Raw genomic sequence first — 18,988 nt, forward strand, 5'->3', positions numbered from 1 at the left:
ACGCCTCCGGCGTGGCAGGGGTCGCCATTTGGGGCGGAATCCTTGCGCACCCGCCGTCGACGTGGGCATACTCGACGGCGTGATCACTGCGCGCTACTACTTTTACTACGGCACCGGGAGTCCGGCTGCCGTAGGTCGCGCCTGATCAATCAGACCTGCGAAAAGCCCCGGGCTCCTGGAGCCCGGGGCTTTTCTGTCCCGGGTTCTGGGCACCGGGCACCACAGCGCGAGAGGTACCCGATGATGACAGACGTGGTGGAGCAGAGCGGCGGCCCGACCCGGCCCGAGCCGGACCAGCCCTCGTTGAACGGGGGCACGCCGGCGGTGCCCCCGGACGAGGCCAGCGACCCGGCCGAGGCACAGACCGGCACCGTGGAGCCGACCGCCTCCGCGCGGATCGTGCAGATCAGGGAACGCATCGACGAGATCGACAACGCGTTGATCTCGCTCTGGCAGGAGCGGGCCGCGCTGTCACAGGAGGTGGGGGTCACCCGGATGGCCTCCGGCGGGACGCGCCTGGTGCTCTCCCGGGAGCGGGAGATCCTGGAGCGCTTCCGGATGGCGCTCGGCGCCGACGGCACCCAACTGGCGCTGCTGTTGCTGCGTGCGGGTCGCGGCCCGCTCTGAACCACCCCGGCTGCCCCGCACGGGGCGTTCGGCGTCGCACCGGCCCGCTCAGGGCACCGGACACACGAAACCGCCTGCCGTCGTCGTGGTGACGTCGGCAGGCGGTTCCGGTGACTCACGCCTCGTGGGTGGCGACGATCTCGCGCTTCTCCGCGAAGTGGCAGGCGCTCGGGTGGTCCGAGCCCTGTCGGATCTCCAGCAGCGGGACCTGCTCGGCGCAGACGTCCTGCGCCTTCCAGCAGCGGGTCCGGAACCGGCAGCCCGAGGGCGGGCTGACCGGCGACGGCACGTCACCCGTGAGACGGATGATCGTCTTGTTGTTCCGCTGCGTCGGGTCCGGCACCGGCACCGCAGAGAGCAGCGCCTGGGTGTACGGGTGGGTCGGCCGCTCGTAGATCTCGTCCTCGGTGCCGATCTCGACGATCTTGCCGAGGTACATGACCGCGACGCGGTCCGACAGGTGGCGGACCACCGACAGGTCGTGCGCGATGAAGACGTACGACAGCCCGAACTCGCCCTGCAACTTCTCCAGCAGGTTCATCACCTGGGCCTGGATGGAGACGTCAAGCGCGGACACCGGCTCGTCGCAGACGATCACCTCGGGGCGCAGCGCGAGCGCACGGGCGATGCCGATGCGCTGACGCTGACCGCCGGAGAACTGGTGCGGGTACCTGTTGATGTGCTCCGGGTTGAGGCCGACCAGGTCGAGCAGTTCCCGGACCTTGCCCCGACGGCTGCCCTTCGGCGCCACCTCCGGGTGGATCTCGAACGGCTCACCGATCAGGTCGCCGACGGTCATCCGCGGGTTCAGCGAGGTGTACGGGTCCTGCATGACCAGCTGGATCTGCCGGCGGAGACGCCGCAGCGCCCCACCGGACAGCTTGGAGATGTCCTGGCCCTTGTAGGAGACACTGCCCGCCGTCGGCTTCTCCAGGTTCATCAGCACCCGGGCAAGGGTCGACTTGCCGCAGCCGGACTCGCCGACCACACCGAGCGTCTCACCGGCGCGCAGACCGAACGAGACTCCGTCGACCGCCTTGACCTGACCGATGGTCTTCTTGAACACCACACCCCGCGTGACGGGGTAGTGCTTGACCAGGTCACGGACCTCGATGATGTTCTCAGACACGGTTCACCAGCTCCTCGGCGAAGTGGCAGGCGCTGGCCCGGGCGGTGCCCACCTGCAGCAGGGGCGGGACCTTCTCCCTGCACACCGGCTGAGCCATGGGGCAGCGCGGGTTGAACGGGCAGCCCGGCGGGATGTTCATCAGGTTCGGCGGGAGGCCCTTGATCGTCCGGAGCTGCTGCCCCTTCTCGTCCAGGCGCGGGATCGAGTCGATCAAACCCATCGTGTACGGGTGCGCCGGCTTGCCGTACAGGTCGTACACGTCGGCTTCCTCGACGATCCGGCCCGCGTACATGACCGCGATCCGGTCCGCGACGTCGGCGACCACGCCGAGGTCGTGGGTGATCAGGATCATGCCCATCTGCCGCTCACGCTGCAGTTCGGCGAGCAGGTCCATGATCTGGGCCTGCACCGTCACGTCGAGCGCGGTGGTCGGCTCGTCCGCGATCAGCACCTCCGGGTCGAGCGCCAGCGACATCGCGATCATCGCGCGCTGCCGCATACCGCCGGAGAACTGGTGCGGGTAGTTGTTGAACCGACCCTTGGCGTTCGGGATCTTGACCTGGTCGAGCATGTCGATCGCGCGCTTCTTGGCCTCCGCGCGACCCATGCCACGCCGGACCCGGAACTGCTCGGCGATCTGGAACCCGACGGTGAAGACGGGGTTCAGTGCGGAGAGCGCGTCCTGGAAGATCATCGCGATGCCCTCGCCGCGGATGCGGCGGCGCTCCTCGGCGGACATGGCGAGCATGTCCTTGCCGTGGAAGCGGACCTGTCCACCTGTGACGAAGCCGGGCGGGGTGTCGAGGATGCCCATGATGGTCTGCGCCGTGACGCTCTTACCGGAGCCGGACTCGCCCAACACGGCGAGGGTCTCCCCCGCGTTGACGTGGTACGTGACCCCGTTGATGACCTTTGCGACGCCGTCCCGGGTACGGAACTCCACCCGCAGGTCGTCGACCTCGAGCAGCCGACCGGAGGGACGTCCGGACCCGCCGGATCCCGGCGCGGACTGCTCGGACACGAGAATGTCGGACAACTGGATCTCCCCTAGCGGAGTTTCGGATCGAGGGCCTCGCGGACCGCCTCACCGAGCATCACGAAGCTCAGAACTGCGGTGACGAGGAACGCGGCGGGGAAGAACACGAGCCCCGGCGCGACCCGGAGGAAATCCTTCCCGTCGCTGATCATGATGCCCCAGGACACCACTGGCGACTTCAGGCCGACGCCCAGGAACGACAGGGTTGCCTCGGCGCCGATGAACGAGCCGACCATGATCGTGCCGTAGACCAGAAGCGGTGCCAGGCAGTTCGGCAGCAGGTGCTTGAGGATGATCCGACCAGTGCCGGCACCCAGGGCGCGGGCCGCCACGATGTAGTCGGCCTCCTTGGTGGCGAGCACCGAGGAACGCATCAGGCGCATCACGACCGGCCAGCTCAGCACGATCAGGGAGACGATCACCAGGCCCATGATCTGAGCCTTGCTGTTACCGGAGCCCGAGCCGTTGAACGTGGTCAGGATGACGATCGCGCCGAGCACGAAGGGAAGCCCGAAGAAGACGTCGGCGATCCGGCTCAGCAGCGCGTCCACCCAGCCACCGCGGTAACCGGCGATGACGCCCATGGCTCCGCCGACGAGCAGGGTGCCGATCACGGAGAGCACGGCGACGATGACGGACGCCCGCGCACCGTAGATGACCCGGGCGTAGACGTCACGGCCCTGCACGTCGTAGCCGAACCAGCCATTGCCGGACGGCTTCTCAAGGCTGCGGGACAGCGATCCGTTGACCGCGTCGCCCGGGGCGAACAGTGACGGGAAGGCCGCCATCAACAGGAAGATCGCGATCAGCGTGGCCGAGATCCAGAACAGGGGCTTGCGCCGCAGGTCGCGCCAGGCGTCACCGAGCAGGCCGCGCGGCTTCTCGTTGCTCTGCGGCTGGCCCGCGGTGGCGGGGGCGGCGGAGTCGGTCGGGTTCGCGGCAGGGGTGCTGACGATCGATGCGGTACTCGGGTCACTCATAACGGATCCTCGGGTCCAGGGCGGCGTAGATCAGGTCAACCAGCAGGTTCATCACGAGATAGACCAGCACCAGGACGACCACGATGCCCACTACGGTGGCACTCTCCTTGGTCACGATCGCGCGGTACACCGCGCGGCCGATCCCGTTGATGCCGAAGATCCCCTCGGTGACGATCGCACCGCCCATCAGGGCACCGAGGTCGGTGCCGAGCAGGGTGACCACCGGAATGAGCGAGTTGCGCAGCAGGTGCACACCCACCACACGACGCATCGGCAGGCCCTTGGCGATGGCGGTCCGCACGTAGTCGGCACGGCGGTTCTCCGCGATGCTCGTTCGGGCCAACCGAGCGATGTACGCCACGGACGCACTACCGAGCACGAAGCCCGGGACGATCAGTTCGGAGAGCCGCATCTCGGAGGAGACGGTCGGCTTGACGATGCCCCACTGCACGCCCAACAGCCACTGCAGCACGAAGCCGACGACGAACACCGGCAGCGCGATCAGGAAGAGCGTGGAGACCAGGACCAGGTTGTCCAGGAAGCCGTTGCGCCGCAGACCGGTCAGCACGCCGGCGCCGAGGCCGATCACGGCCTCGATGGCGAGCGCCACCAGGGCCAGCTTGAGGGTGTTCGGGTACGACGTGAGGATGATGTCGCTGATCTCGCGCTGCGAGAACGTCTGACCGAAGTCGCCCTGCAGCAGGTTCTTCATGTAGCTGCCGTACTGGACGAAGACGTTCTGGTCCAGGTTGTACTTCTCGGTCATGAAGGCGATGTACTGATCCGGGCAGCGGCGCTCGCCGCACTTGCCGGCGAACGGGTCGCCCGGAACGGCCCAGACGAGCCAGTAGATCAGGAACGTCGTCCCGATGAAGACGGGCACGAGTTGGAGCAGCCGCCTCAACAGATAACGGCCCATGGGGTGGTCCTCCAGACAGGGGGCGCGTCGGACGGCCGACACGGTGGTGACAACGTGCGAGTGCGTGTGGTGACACCCACTCGCGGAACGGCCCCGGGTCGGGCTCACCGGATGTGGCGAGCCCGACCCGGGGTCAGACCGTTCGGATCAGAGCTCGACCGAGGTGATGTCGAGTTCGCCGACGTTGTTCAGCTCGAGCTTCTTGATCTTCTCCGAGTGGCCGGACTGCTGGCCGTAGAAGTAGATCGGGATGCTCGGGACGTCCTTGTCGACCAGCTCGACGGCCTTGGCGAACGCCTCGTGGGAGGCCTCCAGGCTCGGCGCGCCGCTGGCCTGCTTGGCAAGGGCGTCGACCTCCTTGTTGCTGTAGAGGCCGTCGTTCGAGGAACCATTGGTGATGAAGAGCGGGTTGACCCAGTTCTCCACGTCCGGGTAGTCCTGCTGCCAGGCGGCGCGGTACAGACCCTTCATCGTGTGGGCGTTGATGTTCTGGCGGAAGACCGCGAAGGTCGGCACGCCCTCAGCCCGAGCCTCGATGCCGAGGTTGGTCTTGACCTGCTGCGCAACGGCGTCCATCCAGTCCTTGTGGCTGGAGTCGGCGTTGTAGTAGAAGACCATCTCGCCCTGGAAGCCACCGGCCTCGGCCAGCAGCTGCTTCGCCGTGGTCGGGTCGAACTTGCAGGCGGTGCAGTTGCCCGGCTTGGCGCCCGGGGTCAGCGGGTTGGCCCAGCTGTCAGCCGGCTTGCGGGTACCGAAGAAGATCTTGTCCGAGATCTCCTGCCGGTTGATCGACAGCGAGACGGCGCGACGCAGCTTCGGGTCCTGGAAGCGCTTGTCGTAGATCGGGAACGCGATGAACGCGGTCGACGGCGTGACGGTCGAGATGCCCCGGTCGCCGAGGTCGGCCTTCCACTTGTCGCCGGCGAGCGCCGAGGTGGGGACAACCTCCATGAAGTCGAGGTTGTTCGCCAGCAGGTCCGCGTAGGCCGCCGTCTCGTCCTGGTACAGCTTGACGTCGACGTCCTTGATCTTCATCTTGTCGCGCAGGTTGTAGTCGTCGAAGCGCGTCAGCTTGATGAGGACGTTGTCGTCCCACGACACGAACTTCACCGGGCCGTTGCCGATCGGCTTCTTGCCGAACTCCTCGGGCTTCATGGTGAAGAAGGCGTCCGGCAGCGGCATGAAGGCGCTGTAGCCGAGCTTGGTCGGGAAGACCGCGGTCGGGGCCGCCAGGGTGACCTCGAAGGTCTGCTCGTCGATGACCTTAAGGCCGGACATCTCCTTGGCCGTCGGCTCCGGGGCCTTCTGCGGGCCGTCCGGGCCGTCCGGGTCCGAGGTGTAGGTCTTGTCGAAGCCGTCGATGTCCGAGAAGAAGGTGCCGTTCTGCGCGCCGTTCGGCGAGTAAGCGGCCCAGTTCCAGGCGTCGACGAAGTTCTTCGCCTTCACCTCGGTACCGTCGTGGAACTTGGTACCCTTCTTGATCTTGATCGTGAAGACCTTGGAGTCCTTGGTGTCGATGGACTCGGCCAGCGCGTTGCGCGGGGCCCCACCGTCGTTCGGGTACTCGACCAGGCCGGTCCACAGCCAGTCGATGACCTTGCCGCCGCCGGTCTCCGTGGTGTTGGACGGGACCAGCGGGTTCTCCGGCTGGACGCCGTGGATGACGATCGAGCCGTCCTTGCTGGCGGCGGCGTCGCCGTCACCATCACCGCTCGAGCAACCACTCGCGACAAGCGCGGCAGCCGCGCTGAGCGCAATCGCGCTCGTCGCCCGCTTCGAGACTCTCATTCCGAGGGGCCTCCTCTTTCTGACCTGTTCCGTCGTGGGTTTCACGCACGTTTGGGGGTGACACAGTCCGACCACCCCGGGGCGGGGGTCGCCAGGACCACAGGGAAGCTTGGGGACACCCCTGATGTTCCGATCCGCCGGGCTCCCCACCCGGCAAGGCACGACCCTACGCAGGCGTCGCAGCCACGAACCCGCCGGGAAAACAGCGGAGGCCGTGGTCGTGGGCCGTACGGAGTGCCGCACACTGCGGGTGAGGTGCTGCCACTGTGACACCTACCGGCCGCTTCCGTGAAGGTGCCGTTATCAAGCCGTTAGTTGCCCGCCACGTTGCCGATACTTGAAAAATGATCATAAAGCCGGCGGCTCGAACGCCTCTGACCAGGAGAAACGTGGCCCAGACGGACACCGGCTGACGGCGTAGTCTCGGGTTCTGTGAGCTTCCCCAAGTCTGCTTCGGTGCTGCCCAACGTCCGTCGCGCGCTCGCCGTCTTTGCCCATCCGGATGATATCGATTTCGGCTGCACGGGCACCATCGCCGGCTGGGTGGATGAGGGTGTCGAGGTCAGCTATCTGATCATCACCCCTGGCGACGCCGGCGGTTTCGGCGACATCCCGCGAGCCCAGATGCCCCGTCTACGCGAGGCCGAGCAGCGGGCCGCGGCGGAGGCCGTGGGCGTGCGACAGGTCGACTTTCCTCGATGGGTACGCCGACGGCACGCTGACCCCGACGCTCGGACTGCGCCGGGACATCGCCGCGGCCGTCACCGACCGGTTCGACAGCAAGGTCGCGGCGATGCGCGCGCACCTGTCGCAGACCGGCCACCTGGACGTACCGGCCTGGATCCGCGACCGCCTCACCACGGTCGCCGCCGAGGCCGGCCTGCCGCCGGGCCGACTGGCCGAGGCGTTCACCGTGCTACGCACCAGCTGACCGGATCACACCAGCCGACGGTCCGCCGCCCAGCGGGAAAGCTCGTAGCGGTTGGACATCTGGAGCTTGCGCAGCACGTTCGACACGTGCGTCTCCACCGTCTTGATGGAGATGAACAGCTCCTTGGCGATCTCCTTGTACGCGTACCCCCGGGCGAGCAGCCGCAGCACCTCACGCTCCCGGTTGGTGAGTTGGTCCAGCTCCGGATCGGCCACCGGGGCGTCCGGCCGGGCCGCGAAGGCGTCCAGCACGAAGCCGGCGAGCCGAGGGCTGAACACCGCGTCACCGTCGGCGACCCGGCGGATCGCCGCGGTCAGCTCGTCCGGGGAGATGGTCTTGGTGACGTACCCCCGGGCGCCGGCACGGATCAGCCCGATCACGTCCTCCGCCGCGTCGGAGACGCTCAGCGCCAGGAACTTGACCTGCGGGTGGCTGCGCCGCATCGCCTCCAGCACCGCGCGACCGCCGCCGTCGGGCATGTGCACATCGAGCAGCACCACGTCCGGCCCGGTGGCGGCGATCCGGGTGACCGCCTCGGCCACCGTGCTCGCCTCCCCCACCACCTCGACGTGCGCGCCCAACTCGGCGCGCACCCCGGCACGGAACATGGCGTGGTCGTCCACCAGGAACACCCGCAGCCGCTCGGGGCGGGCGTTCGCCGGGTCCAGGTGCTCCGTCGGCTGCTCGGACATGGTCATCTGTTCCTCTCCGCTGCGGACGAGTCCCGGGAGATCGGCAGGATCAACCGGACCTCAGTCCCCTCCCCCGGGCCGGACCGGATCTCGGCCCGTCCGCCGTGCCGCTTCATCCGCCCGATGATCGAGCCGCGTACGCCGTGCCGGTGGTCCTCCACGGTATCCGGGTCGAAGCCCGCTCCCCGATCCCGGACGAAGACGCTGACCTGATCGGGCTCCACCTCGGCGTAGAGCGACACGGTCTGCACCCCGGCGTGCCGGGCGGCGTTCACCAGCGCCTCCCGCGCGGCGGCGACCAGCGCGCCGACCCGCTCATCGGTCTCCCGGTCCCCGACCACCACCGTCTCCACCGTGATGGCGAAGGTGTCCTCGACCTCTGCGGCGGCCTGCTCCAGGGCTGCGGCGAAGCGTTCGTTCGGCGACGCGGTGGGCTTGTAGAGCCAGTTGCGCAGCGAGCGTTCCTGGCCGCGGGCCAGTCGCTGCACCGTCTTGACGTCGGCGGCGTTGCGCTGGATGAGGGCCAGCGTGTGCAGGACCTGGTCGTGCACCATCGCGGCCAGCTCGGCCCGTTCCTGCTCACGGATGCGACCCTCACGCTCCGAGCGGAGCTGGCTGTACGTCCGCCACAGCACCGGCGCGGCGACCACGCCGACCCCGGCCAGCCCGACCAGGGCGAAGATCACGCCGTTGATCACCGCGTCGAAGTTCTGTGCCGGAGAGTAGACGGCCGCGACGCCGATGATGCCGACCGCGACCAGCACCCCGCCGCCGATGAACCGGAGCACGAAGGCCCGCCGGTCGCTCTCTTCGACGACCGCGCCGAGCCAGGGCACCGGCATCGTGTCGCGCCACTGCCGCCGCCGCTCGGGCGCGGACTGGTGCCAGATGACCCCCGCGCCGACCGCGATGATGGCCACCAGCCAGCCGGCGGTGCCCGCCGCTCCGACCGAGTCGAAGACCATCACCTGGATCAGCAGGACGCCCAGCCCGATCCCGACGAACGGCAGCAGCTGGGCCACGTCGCGCCGGGGCGGCACCGCGGTGTCACCGGGACGCAGCGGCACCACCGCCCAGAACGCCGCGTAGAGCAGCAGGCCGAGCCCGCTCAGCCCGAGCAGCACCATGAACGCGACCCGCACCCGCAGCACCGAGATGCCGAGGTGGTCGGCGATGCCGGCGGCGACCCCGGCGGCCATCCGATGCTCGGGGGCGCGGTAGAGGCGCGGGGGCGGGGTCACGGTGCTGATCGGAGGCTCCCTGGTCACGGTGGTGGTGGGTGGGCGAGGCCGGTGCGTCCGATCGTCACACGCTGCGGCGCCCGCGACCACGGGGAGTCCCCCGACATTCCGACGGCCAGGATCTCAGGGTGGGGTCAGGGTCGGGTCCTGAGGCCGCTCGGGCGCAGCGGGCAGCAGGATCGAAGCATGACCGAGGAAGCTGCCCCGCCGCCCCGCCCCGGGTCGGCACAGCCGGGTGGTTCATCACCGCCCTCACCAGCCGCGACACCCGCCGGTTGGGCCGAGCCCACCACGTTCGGCCCGCCCACCGGCGGCCCGACCGTCGGGCCAGCACCGGGCGCTCCGTCCGGCGCATACGAGCCCGGCACCACGGGCTCTGGCCCCGGCGAGGCGGGCTACCCGCCCGGCGGTGCCGGCTACCCGCCCGGCGGCACGGGCTTCGGTCCTGGCGGCGCGGGCTACCCGCCCGGCGGCGCAGGCGCCGGCTTCGCGGCCGGCACGGGCTACGGGCCCGGTTACGGGACGGGCGGCGGCGCCGGCACACCACCCGGGGCGGGTGGTCCCGGGCCGTCCGTGGGCCCGTTGGGGGGCACCGGCTTCACCTCGCGGTACGGGTTGGTCCGGCCGCGCGACGGTCGGTACCTGGCCGGCGTCTGTGCGGCGATCGGGCGCGCCACCAACACCGATCCGGTGCTCTGGCGGGTGCTGCTGGCGGTCCTCGGGTTCTTCGGCGGCATCGGCATCCTCGTGTACGTCGCCGCCTGGCTGATCATCCCGAACGAGGGCGACACGGCGTCCCCGGTGGAGTCCATGCTCGGCCGTGGCCGGTCCAGCATGTCGCCGGTGACCGTGATCGTGCTGAGCATCCTGGTCGCGGCCAGCTTCGGCTACATCGTCACCGACGCCTTCCGCGCGGTGCTGCTCGGCGTGGCCATCCTGATCGGCGGTGCGCTGCTGCTCAACCGGGACGCCCGAGGGCCACAGCCCGGCACCCCGGGTGGCACTCCGTCCGCCCCGCCCGGCACACCACCCGGGCCGGTCCCGCCGGTCGCCTGGCCGGCCCCGTCGCACGGCGCGGCGCCGCCCACCGGCCCGCTGGCGACGGCGCCGCTGGCAGGCGGTGATCCGGCGTACGCCACGGTGGCGCCGGCCGAGGCAGCGACCGCCCCGGCCTACGCCGCTCAGCCGGCCACCGCCACGCAGCCGATCAGCAGCGTGCAGCCGGTGTCCGGGGCGGCGACGCCGGTGTCCGGGCAGCCGACCACCTCGGCGACTCCGCCGCAGGCGGGCTGGCCGGCACCCGCGCCGAGCTGGCCGAGCGCCGGCACACTCAGCGCCGGTTGGCCGTCGGCGTCGGCGTCCAGCGCACCCGCGTCCGGCGCGCCGGCCGGTTACCCGGGCGGGTCGACACCGGGCGGGTACCGTCCTCCGTTCGCGCCGCACGGCCCGTACGCGTCACCGCCTCCGGCCGCGTACCCCCCGCAGAAACCACCGAAGCCACCGAAGCGACCCCGCGAGCGTTCGCCGCTCGGCGCCGTGACCTTCTCGTTGATCTTCCTGGCCCTCGGCGTGGTCGCCCTGCTCGACCTGCTGAACGTCTTCGCCGTCGGCGCTTCGGCGTACTTCGCGGCCGCGCTGGCCACGATCGGGCTGGGGCTACTGGTCGGCACCTGGTTCGGCCGGGCCCGCTGGCTGATCGCACTCGGCCTGGTGACCGCCGCCGCGCTGGGTACGGCGACGGTCGCCGAGTCCTACGACCGGATCCGCGGAGTCGACGGCGCGGTCACGTGGGCGCCCACCGACCACCGCGATCTCGCCGACCGGTACGAGAACAGCTTCGGTGACGCCGTGCTCGACCTACGGGGGATCGACTTCGCGAAGCAGGAGAGTCAGGTGACTGTGGAGGTCAATTTCGGCCACGCGACAGTGGTCGTCCCGCCCAACGTGGACGTCACCACAGTGGCCGACGTCAACGCGGGCGACGCCACCATCTTCGGCAAGCGCTCCGGTGGGCTGGACGGCCAACTGCGGGAGTTCACCGACCTCGGTGCGGACGGCGCTGGCGGCGGCAAGCTGCGCCTCTACATCCATGTCAATGCCGGCAACCTGGAGGTGACCCGGTGAAGGCGCATCGCACGGACCTGCTCTCGTTCGCCTTCGGGCTGCTCTTTCTGGCCCTGTCGGCCTGGTGGCTGCTCGCCCAACTGCTCGGGCTGGCGCTGCCCCCGGTCGGCTGGTTCCTGGCCGGCGCGCTGATCCTGATCGGCGTGTTCGGGTTGGTCGGCGCACTGCGCTCAGGTCGGTCAGGCCGCCCGGAGCCGGGCGACGCCGCAGCGCCGGCCACGGTCGTATCCGAGCCCGGCGCGCCGATCGGGGCGCCCGCCCCGACCTCCGGCGCGGGCCCGCCGGCCTGGGACGCTCCCGCACCGGCGCCGGAGGCACCGACCGCAGCATTCCGAACGGCGGAGACGCCGACCGCAGAGCTGCGGACGCCGGAGACACCGACCGCAGAGCTGCGAGCACCCGAGGCGCCGACCGCAGCGTTCCGGACGCCGGAGGCACCGACCGCGGATGTGATCCACCCGGCCTGGCTGGCCCACCCGCCAGCGGAGCCGGAGGCCACGCCGGTCTCCGGCCCGCCCGGCGACGGCACCGACGAGCCGACCCGGGCCGACCACTCGACCGAACGGGCGGGCGTCGAACCGGCGGAGGAACGGGAGGGCCAACGGCGGGAATCGTGACCTGGGTGCCACCGCCGGCCGCACTGTCGCAACACCACGGCAGTGCGGCCGGCGCGGGCAGGCGCATATGCTGGCCGGTGGAGAGATCTCGCCTCCGCCGGCCGGCCCGTCCCGCCGTGACGGCCCCGCCGCGATTCCCGTCTCTACCCCCGTCAGGAGCCCGCCCGACATGACGCAGTCCCCCGCCGTGCGTACCACCGGCCGGTCCGGTCCGGTCCGCATCGGCGAGCGAGCCGCCCGTACGCTCGTGGCCGAGTTGGCCCGGATGAACGACCCCAAGGTCGCCCTGCTGGTCGGCGCCAGCCCGGCGTCGGCGGTGCTGGCCGCGGCGATCGAGGCGCTGCTCCCCGGTGACCAACTCACCGTGGTGCCCGCCGAGTCGTCCGGCGCCACCGCGCTCCGCGAGCACGTCACCGCCCAGGGCCGGTGGGTCGCCGACCGGGTACGCGTGGTCGACTCGCTGGCCGAGGCCGAGCCCGCCGGGGTGGTCATCGCCGGCGAGGCGCTCGTCGGCACCGCCGAGGAGACCCGCAGCGACATCGACGGGCTGGCCAAGCACCTGATCGACGGCGCGGTGCTGAGCGTGGCCACCGCCGCGACACCGGGCCGGACCGCCGGCGCCGCCGCCGAGTTGGCCCGGCAGGACGCCCTCTACGGCGTCGGCGCCGACCTGGTGCTGCGCAACTCGCCGCCGGTGCGGGTCTACCGGTTGCGCTTTACCACGGCCGCCCCGGCCGTGGCGGACCGGTTGGCTCCGGCGCACCGGCCGTCCAGCGTGCCGCTGACCAGGGGTATGCACATCGACTCCAACGGGGTGGCCGCGGCGGGCATCGCGCTGGGCCTGGCCGCGCTGGCCCGGGTGGCGCGTCCGTCCTCCAAGCTGTGGCTGCTGCCGGCGCTGGCCGCCGGGCCGGTCGCCGCCTTCTTCCGGGACCCGGAGCGGGACGTACCCGAGGATCCGACCGCCGTGGTGGCCAGCGCGGACGGCAAGGTCCTGTCGGTGAAGCGACTGCACGACGAGCGGTTCGGCGACGGCGAGTGGCTGCGCGTCGCGGTCTTCCTGTCGGTGCTGGACGTGCACGTCAACCGGGCTCCGGTCGCCGGCAAGGTGGTGGACTACTTCGTGGCCGACGGCGGCTTCGTCAACGCGATGAAGCCGGACGCCGAGCACAACGTGGCCGCGTACACCGTGTTGGACACCAGCCGCGGCACGGTGGTGGTCGCGCAGCGGACCGGCCTGATCGCCCGCCGGATCGTGCAGCGTGCGCCGATCGGCGCGCTGCTGGCCAAGGGCGAGCGCTTCGGGCTCATCCGGTTCGGCTCGCGGACCGATGTCTACCTGCCGGCCGAGGCCGCCGACCCGCTGGTCGGGCCGGGCGACAAGGTCGTCGGAGGGTCCACGGTCATCGCCCGCTGGCGCTGACCCACGAACGAGCAAACGGGGCGCCGCTTCCGCGGCGCCCCGTTTTCGTGTGCTCGGATCAGACGGTACGACGCTGGCGCAGCCAGAGCACCGGCCCGCTGACCAGGTAACCCACCACGATCAGGGCGAACGTGAGCCGGACGTCGACAAGCGCGCCGACCACCGGGGCCAGCCACAGCCACGGCGGCAACTTCACCAGCCGGGCGAGCTTCGCGTACGGGAAGCTGGACACCATCGCGAAGGCGAGCAGCGCCACCCCGGCGACCAGCACGGGGCCGGGCACCGGCACGCCGATCGCCACGGTCACGGCGAGCACCGCCGCCGCCATCGTGGTGGGGACGCCGCAGAAGAAGCGGCCATCCTTCGGCGAGACGTTGAAGCGGGCCAGCCGGATCGCGGCACAGGCGGCGACCAGCGCGCAGGCCACCGCTGCCGCAGCCGTCGACACGGAGCCGGCGAGCGAGGCGTAGACCACCACGGGTGCCGCGAGGCCAAACGAGCACATGTCGGCCAGCGAGTCCATCTGGGCGCCGAATGGGCTGGCGACGCCGAGCCGGCGAGCCAGCGCGCCGTCGAGGCCGTCGAAGGCGACGCAGGCGATCAGGCAGAGCGCGGCGACGCGCACCTCACCCTGCATGGCCAGGAAGATGGCCAGCATGCCGAGCATCAGGCTGGCCAGTGTGCAGGCGTTGACCAGGCCGAACTTCATCCGGCGGGCAATCGTGCGCTCGCCGGGGAGCAGCGGGATCGTCGCGGACGACGCGTCGTCAGCCTGCGCCATCGGCGGCAGCGCCGGGCTGACCGGCATCATCGCCTCGATCTCCGCCCGACCGGCGCCGAGCGACGGCCGGTTGAGCCGGTCCAGGCCGTAGCGGCGACGCTGCCGCTCGGCGTACCGGTGCTCGGGCGGCGCGACGTCGGTGGGCAGCAGGTCGCCATCGCGGCGACCCACTCGAACCAGCAGCACCTGGCGGGCGAACGTGCTGCTGCGGCGCAACCGGCCCGCCCAGCGACGCCCAGCGGGGCGCGGACTGTCAGTCGTACGACGCCGGCGCCATAGGGCTCTCGGCACGTTTCCTCCATCACCGGATCGGCTAACCGCCGTGGGGCGGGTGTCCGGCTGTCTCGTGCCGGACCTTGCGGTGCCCGGCAGCCGTCTGCGGAGTACACCATCGCATAGGGGAATGTGGCTTGGCGATAGCTGCCTGCGGTACTCATCTAGCTCAAACCGCGCGAATCGCTGCCTTATTCCCATCTCGGGCTTCATCGCCCGTTCCTCCACCATTCCCACCTCTGACTGTACCGGAGGGTCACCTACTCGGCTCACCGAGCGGAGGGCTATCGAGTCAACTGTCCGATTGCCGAGGCAGCGATCCCGGTCAACGGCAGGTCAGCGGCCTCGGCGGGAGTGAACCAGCCGGCCTTGGCGGTCGAGCCGCCGGCGGACTCGGTCACCACCGCATCGGTGGGTACGTCCACCAGCACCCGATAGATCACCCGAACGCCGTGCCAGTCCAGTGGGCGGCCCTCCGGGCCGAGCGCGGCCGGGTTGTGCAGATTGTCCACGCCGAGCAGCTCCACCACCCGGCCCAGCTGACCACCCTCCTCGACCAGCTCGCGGAGCAGCCCGGTGGTGGGCTGCTCACCGTGGTCGGTGCCGCCACCGGGCAGGTGCCACCTGCCGGCGCCCGGATAACCGTCCGCGATTTGGGTCAGCAGGACCCGCCCGGCCGGATCGGTGACCAACCCGTACGCCCCGAAGCGCAGCCGGCGGTCCGGATCCGCCGGAGGCAACGGCTCGGCGGGCCGGCGCGCCCCGGCGGGTAGCGGGGTGACCGGCAGCCCCAGCAGCTCGGCGCTGAACGGTGTCAGCGGCAGCCGGGACGCCTCGGCCGGGGTGACCCAGCGGGCCTCATCGGTCGGACCGTCCGGGGCGTCCCGGAGGGTGCCGTCGCGCACGCTCAGCTCGAACGCCAGCCGATCGGTGTGCAACGCGACCTCGTCGTCTCCCTGGATGGTCACGTCGGCCGTCACCGCCCGCAGCCGGGTCACCGTCACGGCCAGGCCGGTCTGCCGGGCGACCGTACGGACGACGGCGTGCTCGGGGTGTTCGGCGTGTGCCACCCCACCCCCGGGCAGTCGCCACACTCCAGGGAACTCGCCCGCCGCAGCCTCCCGGACAAGCAAAAAACGCCCCTCCCGCCACAAAACCCCATAAACCGCAACCACCCGCCGCAACTCCACCCGTCCCACCCCTCCCCGGCCCCCCGGCAAGGCCGTCGATCATGAAGTTATCGCCGTCCATGCCGGCGTGTCCTGACAATAACTTCATGATCAACGCGGGAGGCGGGGGTGGGACCGGGGGCCAGGGGGGTGGGGGGTGGGGGTTGGGGGTTGGGTTAGGCGAGGTGGGCGGCTTGGACTGCTTCGGCTGTTACTTCGGTTAGGCGGTCGGTGGGGAGGGCGCCCAACTCGTCGCGGCCGAACCAGCGGGCCTCGCAGGTGGAGCCGCCGACGTCGGCGATCGTCAGCGGGTTGGGCTGGTCGACCACCACGCGGTAGAAGGCGCGTACGCCGTGCCAGTCGATCGGGTAGCCCTCCGGGCCGAGCGAGGCGGCATCGCGGTGGCTGGCCACGCCGAGCAACTCGACGAGGCGGCCCGTCTGCCCGGTCTCCTCGACCAACTCCCGGATCAGCGCCGCGCCGGGCTGCTCCCCGTAGTCGGTGCCGCCGCCGGGCAGGTGCCAACGGCCGGCGCCCGGGTAGCCGTCGGAGATCCGGGTGAGCAGCACCCGACCAGCGGGGTCGGTGCACACGGCGTAGGCGGCGAAGCGCTGCGCCCGGTGCAGCCCGTCCGGGCCGGGCACCGCGTTGAAGGAGGGGAACTCGGGCGCCTCGTCGGGCACCACGTCGGCCGAGGAGGCGGGCAGCCCGAGGGCACGCGCGGTGAACGAGCGCAGCGGCAGCTTGCGTGCCTCGTCGAGGGTGTACCACCGGGCGAGGTCGGTGGGGCGCTCACCGAGCCGGTCGGCCAGCGTGCCGCCGCGCACCGCGACCTGGTAGATCAGCCGGTCGGTGTGGATGGTGATGCCGCGATCCGGTAGTGCCCGCATGTCGGCGAGCACGTCGGCCAGGCCCGAGACGGCGACCGAGAGGCCGGTCTCGGCGGCGGTTTCGCGGACCACTGTGTGGTTCGGGTCCTCGCCGTGGTCGACCGCCCCGCCGGGCAGGGACCACGTGCCGGGGGTGCCGGAGCGCTCCGATGCGCGGACCAGCAACACTCGGCCGTCTGAATCAGCACAAACTGCGTATGCCGCGATCCTGCGAAGCGGCTCCAGCATGGTGGTCACGGAACCAAATTCTCCCCGGGCAGCGTTACCGGAACGGAAAAGAGTCGGATTCCTGACTGTCCGGTCCCGCTCAGGGATCGGTCAGGGTAAGGATCCGGGCGGTCACCGAGGTCGAGGCGGACTCCGGCGCGGACTGTGGAGACATGACAACCACCGGCGCTCCCCACGCCCCGTACAAGCAGCTCCGGCGACCGACGACCGACCGCATGGTGGCCGGGGTCGCCAGCGGTCTCGGCCGCTACTTCGGCGTCGACCCCACCCTGGTCCGGGTGATCTTCGCGGTCACCGGCCTGCTCACCGGCGGGCTGGCGCTGCTCGCGTACCCGATCATGTGGTTCCTGATGCCCGAGGAGCCCGTCAGCGCGCCCGCCTGGCCGCACCCGGCGGGCACCGCGCCGCAGGGCCCGCCGACCGTCGGGCCGCAGCCGGGGTACGCCCCGACGCCGCCCTACCCGCCGACGACCCCGTCCAGCCCGCCGACTGCCGGCTGAGCGGCGCTCACTCCCACTCGATGGTGCCCGGCGGCTTGCTGGTGACGTCCAGCACCACCCGGTTCACCTCGGCCACCTCGTTGGTGATCCGGGTGGAGATCCGAGCGACCACGTCGTAGGGAAGCCGCGACCAGTCGGCGGTCATCGCGTCCTCGCTGGAGACCGGGCGCAGCACCACGGGATGCCCGTAGCTGCGCCCGTCACCCTGCACACCGACACTTCGCACGTCGGCGAGCAGCACCACCGGGAACTGCCAGACGCCCCGGTCGAGACCGGCCGCGGTCAGCTCCTCGCGGGCGATCAGGTCGGCCCGGCGCAGCAGGTCGAGCCGCTCCTGGTCGACCGCGCCGATGATCCGGATGGCCAGGCCGGGGCCGGGGAACGGGTGCCGCCAGACCATCGCCTCGGGCAGGCCCAACTGGAGGCCGAGCGCCCGGACCTCGTCCTTGAAGAGGGTGCGCAGGGGCTCGACCAGGGCGAACTTCAGGTCCTCCGGCAGGCCGCCGACGTTGTGGTGACTCTTGATGTTGGCGGTGCCGGTGCCGCCGCCGGACTCCACGACGTCCGGGTAGAGGGTGCCCTGGACCAGGAACTCCACGTCGCCGTGCAGGGCGATCTCGCGGGCGGCGGCCTCGAAGACCCGGATGAACTCGCGGCCGATGATCTTGCGCTTCTGCTCCGGGTCGGTCACCCCGGCCAGCGCGCCGAGGAACCGGTCCGCCGCGTCGACCACCTTGAGCTTGATGCCGGTGGCCGCCACGTAGTCCTTCTCCACCTGCTCGGCCTCGCCCGCACGCAGCAGGCCGTGGTCGACGAAGACGCAGGTGAGCTGGTCACCGACCGCCTTGTGCACCAGAGCAGCGGCGACCGCCGAGTCCACACCGCCGGACAGGCCGCAGATGACCTCCTTGTCGCCGACCTGGGCGCGGATCCGGGCAACCTGCTCGTCGATGATGTTCTCGGGCGTCCAGGTCGGCTCGATGCCGGCGATGTCGTACAGGAAGCGCTGGAGCATCTCCTGGCCGTGGGCGGTGTGCCCGACCTCCGGGTGGAACTGCACACCGGCCCGGCGACCGGCCACATCCTCGAACGCCGCCACCGGCGCGCCGGCCGACTCGGCGGTCACCGTGAAGCCCTCGGGCGCCTCGGTGACGCAGTCGCCGTGGCTCATCCAGACCGGCAGGTCGGCCGGCAGGTCACGCAGCAGCACACCCGGGTCGAGGAGGCGGGGGCGCAGCGGTGTGCCGCCGTACTCACGGTTGCCGGTCCGCGCGACAGTGCCGCCGAGCGCCTGGGCCATCGCCTGGAAGCCGTAGCAGATGCCGAAGACCGGCACGTCGGCCGTGAAGATGCCGGCGTCGATCTGTGGCGCATCCGGGGCGTAGACGCTGGACGGGCCGCCGGAGAGGATGATCGCGGCCGGGTTCTTCGCCAGCATCTCGGCGACCGGCATCGAGTGCGGCACGATCTCGGAGTAGACCCTCGCCTCGCGGACCCGGCGTGCGATGAGCTGGGCGTACTGGGCTCCGAAGTCCACCACGAGGACTGGGCGAGGCAGGCTCATGTGCACAAAGCCTACCCAGTGTCACGACCACCCCCAGCACCGGCTCGCCAGTTACCCCGCCCCCGCGTCTCCCCCA

Annotated in this window: 16 protein-coding genes and 2 pseudogenes; 7 read left to right on the top strand and 11 right to left on the bottom strand. The window is 70.9% G+C overall.

The features are described 5' to 3' along the window. Nucleotides 1-240 precede the first annotated feature (240 nt). The gene (locus ABZ780_RS28255; protein ID WP_357007115.1) at nt 241-627 is read left to right on the top strand and encodes a chorismate mutase; all 387 of its coding nucleotides are present in this window, start codon (nt 241-243) and stop codon (nt 625-627) included. A 115-nt stretch (nt 628-742) separates the two neighbouring features. Here ABZ780_RS28255 and ABZ780_RS28260 read toward each other — a convergent pair whose 3' ends face one another. The 5 genes from ABZ780_RS28260 to ABZ780_RS28280 all read right to left on the bottom strand — a co-directional run bounded on the left by ABZ780_RS28260 (nt 743) and on the right by ABZ780_RS28280 (nt 6,479). Beyond that, nucleotides 743-1,756 carry a dipeptide ABC transporter ATP-binding protein gene (locus tag ABZ780_RS28260; RefSeq protein WP_357007112.1) on the bottom strand — a complete coding sequence of 338 codons (1,014 nt, stop codon included), beginning with the start codon at nt 1,754-1,756 and terminating at the stop codon, nt 743-745. Next, the gene (locus tag ABZ780_RS28265; RefSeq protein WP_357008180.1) at nt 1,749-2,777 is read right to left on the bottom strand and encodes an ABC transporter ATP-binding protein; all 1,029 of its coding nucleotides are present in this window, start codon (nt 2,775-2,777) and stop codon (nt 1,749-1,751) included. Before ABZ780_RS28265 ends, ABZ780_RS28260 begins: the two co-directional genes overlap by 8 nt. Before the next feature lie 26 nt (nt 2,778-2,803). After that, a complete protein-coding gene (locus ABZ780_RS28270; RefSeq protein ID WP_357007109.1) occupies nt 2,804-3,772 on the bottom strand; it encodes an ABC transporter permease in 969 nt (322 codons plus the stop codon). Then, a complete protein-coding gene (locus ABZ780_RS28275; protein WP_357007106.1) occupies nt 3,765-4,691 on the bottom strand; it encodes an ABC transporter permease in 927 nt (308 codons plus the stop codon). The genes ABZ780_RS28270 and ABZ780_RS28275 overlap by 8 nt, the downstream gene beginning before the upstream one ends. Before the next feature lie 147 nt (nt 4,692-4,838). Continuing rightward, a complete protein-coding gene (locus ABZ780_RS28280) occupies nt 4,839-6,479 on the bottom strand; it encodes an ABC transporter substrate-binding protein (protein ID WP_357007103.1) in 1,641 nt (546 codons plus the stop codon). Nucleotides 6,480-6,935: 456 nt separating this feature from the next. Between ABZ780_RS28280 and ABZ780_RS28285 the strand changes: the two are divergent. Together ABZ780_RS28285 and ABZ780_RS28290 are read left to right on the top strand one after the other, a co-directional pair. Continuing rightward, nucleotides 6,936-7,118: pseudogene (locus ABZ780_RS28285) on the top strand (PIG-L family deacetylase); the annotation flags it as partial. 154 nt (nt 7,119-7,272) lie between these two features. Further along, nucleotides 7,273-7,410: a hypothetical protein gene (locus ABZ780_RS28290; protein WP_357488030.1), complete on the top strand. Its 138-nt coding sequence runs from the start codon at nt 7,273-7,275 to the stop codon at nt 7,408-7,410. Between the two features lie 5 nt (nt 7,411-7,415). Here the strand turns inward: ABZ780_RS28290 and ABZ780_RS28295 are convergent, their stop codons facing one another. Together ABZ780_RS28295 and ABZ780_RS28300 are read right to left on the bottom strand one after the other, a co-directional pair. Further along, nucleotides 7,416-8,102 carry a response regulator transcription factor gene (locus tag ABZ780_RS28295; RefSeq protein ID WP_357008177.1) on the bottom strand — a complete coding sequence of 229 codons (687 nt, stop codon included), beginning with the start codon at nt 8,100-8,102 and terminating at the stop codon, nt 7,416-7,418. Nucleotides 8,103-8,104: 2 nt separating this feature from the next. Further along, nucleotides 8,105-9,370 (bottom strand): PspC domain-containing protein, encoded by a 1,266-nt coding sequence (locus ABZ780_RS28300; RefSeq protein WP_357488031.1) that lies wholly within the window; start codon nt 9,368-9,370, stop codon nt 8,105-8,107. 159 nt (nt 9,371-9,529) lie between these two features. Here ABZ780_RS28300 and ABZ780_RS28305 point away from each other — a divergent pair, with 159 nt between their 5' ends. The 3 genes and pseudogenes from ABZ780_RS28305 to ABZ780_RS28315 all read left to right on the top strand — a co-directional run bounded on the left by ABZ780_RS28305 (nt 9,530) and on the right by ABZ780_RS28315 (nt 13,507). Further along, on the top strand, nt 9,530-11,467 hold the full coding sequence (locus tag ABZ780_RS28305) for a PspC domain-containing protein (protein WP_357488032.1): 1,938 nt from the start codon (nt 9,530-9,532) through the stop codon (nt 11,465-11,467). Then, nucleotides 11,464-11,658: pseudogene (locus ABZ780_RS28310) on the top strand (hypothetical protein); the annotation flags it as partial. The gene ABZ780_RS28305 and the pseudogene ABZ780_RS28310, both read left to right, overlap by 4 nt. Before the next feature lie 595 nt (nt 11,659-12,253). Next, nucleotides 12,254-13,507 carry a phosphatidylserine decarboxylase gene (locus ABZ780_RS28315; protein ID WP_357488033.1) on the top strand — a complete coding sequence of 418 codons (1,254 nt, stop codon included), beginning with the start codon at nt 12,254-12,256 and terminating at the stop codon, nt 13,505-13,507. 58 nt (nt 13,508-13,565) lie between these two features. Here the strand turns inward: ABZ780_RS28315 and ABZ780_RS28320 are convergent, their stop codons facing one another. The 3 genes from ABZ780_RS28320 to ABZ780_RS28330 form a co-directional block, all read right to left on the bottom strand. After that, entirely contained in the window at nt 13,566-14,504 is a 939-nt protein-coding gene (locus ABZ780_RS28320) for a CDP-alcohol phosphatidyltransferase family protein (RefSeq protein ID WP_357007089.1), read from the bottom strand. Nucleotides 14,505-14,845: 341 nt separating this feature from the next. Further along, nucleotides 14,846-15,751 (bottom strand): NUDIX domain-containing protein, encoded by a 906-nt coding sequence (locus ABZ780_RS28325; RefSeq protein ID WP_357488034.1) that lies wholly within the window; start codon nt 15,749-15,751, stop codon nt 14,846-14,848. Between the two features lie 155 nt (nt 15,752-15,906). Continuing rightward, complete coding sequence (locus ABZ780_RS28330; RefSeq protein WP_357488035.1) at nt 15,907-16,857, bottom strand: NUDIX domain-containing protein; 951 nt, start codon at nt 16,855-16,857, stop codon at nt 15,907-15,909. 143 nt (nt 16,858-17,000) lie between these two features. Between ABZ780_RS28330 and ABZ780_RS28335 the strand changes: the two genes are divergently transcribed. Continuing rightward, entirely contained in the window at nt 17,001-17,348 is a 348-nt protein-coding gene (locus ABZ780_RS28335) for a PspC domain-containing protein (protein WP_357007080.1), read from the top strand. Nucleotides 17,349-17,355: 7 nt separating this feature from the next. On the opposite strand, the gene guaA is transcribed toward ABZ780_RS28335, so the two are convergent. After that, nucleotides 17,356-18,912 (bottom strand): glutamine-hydrolyzing GMP synthase, encoded by a 1,557-nt coding sequence (guaA, locus tag ABZ780_RS28340; protein WP_357007078.1) that lies wholly within the window; start codon nt 18,910-18,912, stop codon nt 17,356-17,358. Nucleotides 18,913-18,988: the final 76 nt, after the last annotated feature.

Source organism: Micromonospora sp. NPDC047467, from assembly GCF_040643095.1.
Classification (GTDB): Bacteria; Actinomycetota; Actinomycetes; order Mycobacteriales; family Micromonosporaceae; genus Micromonospora.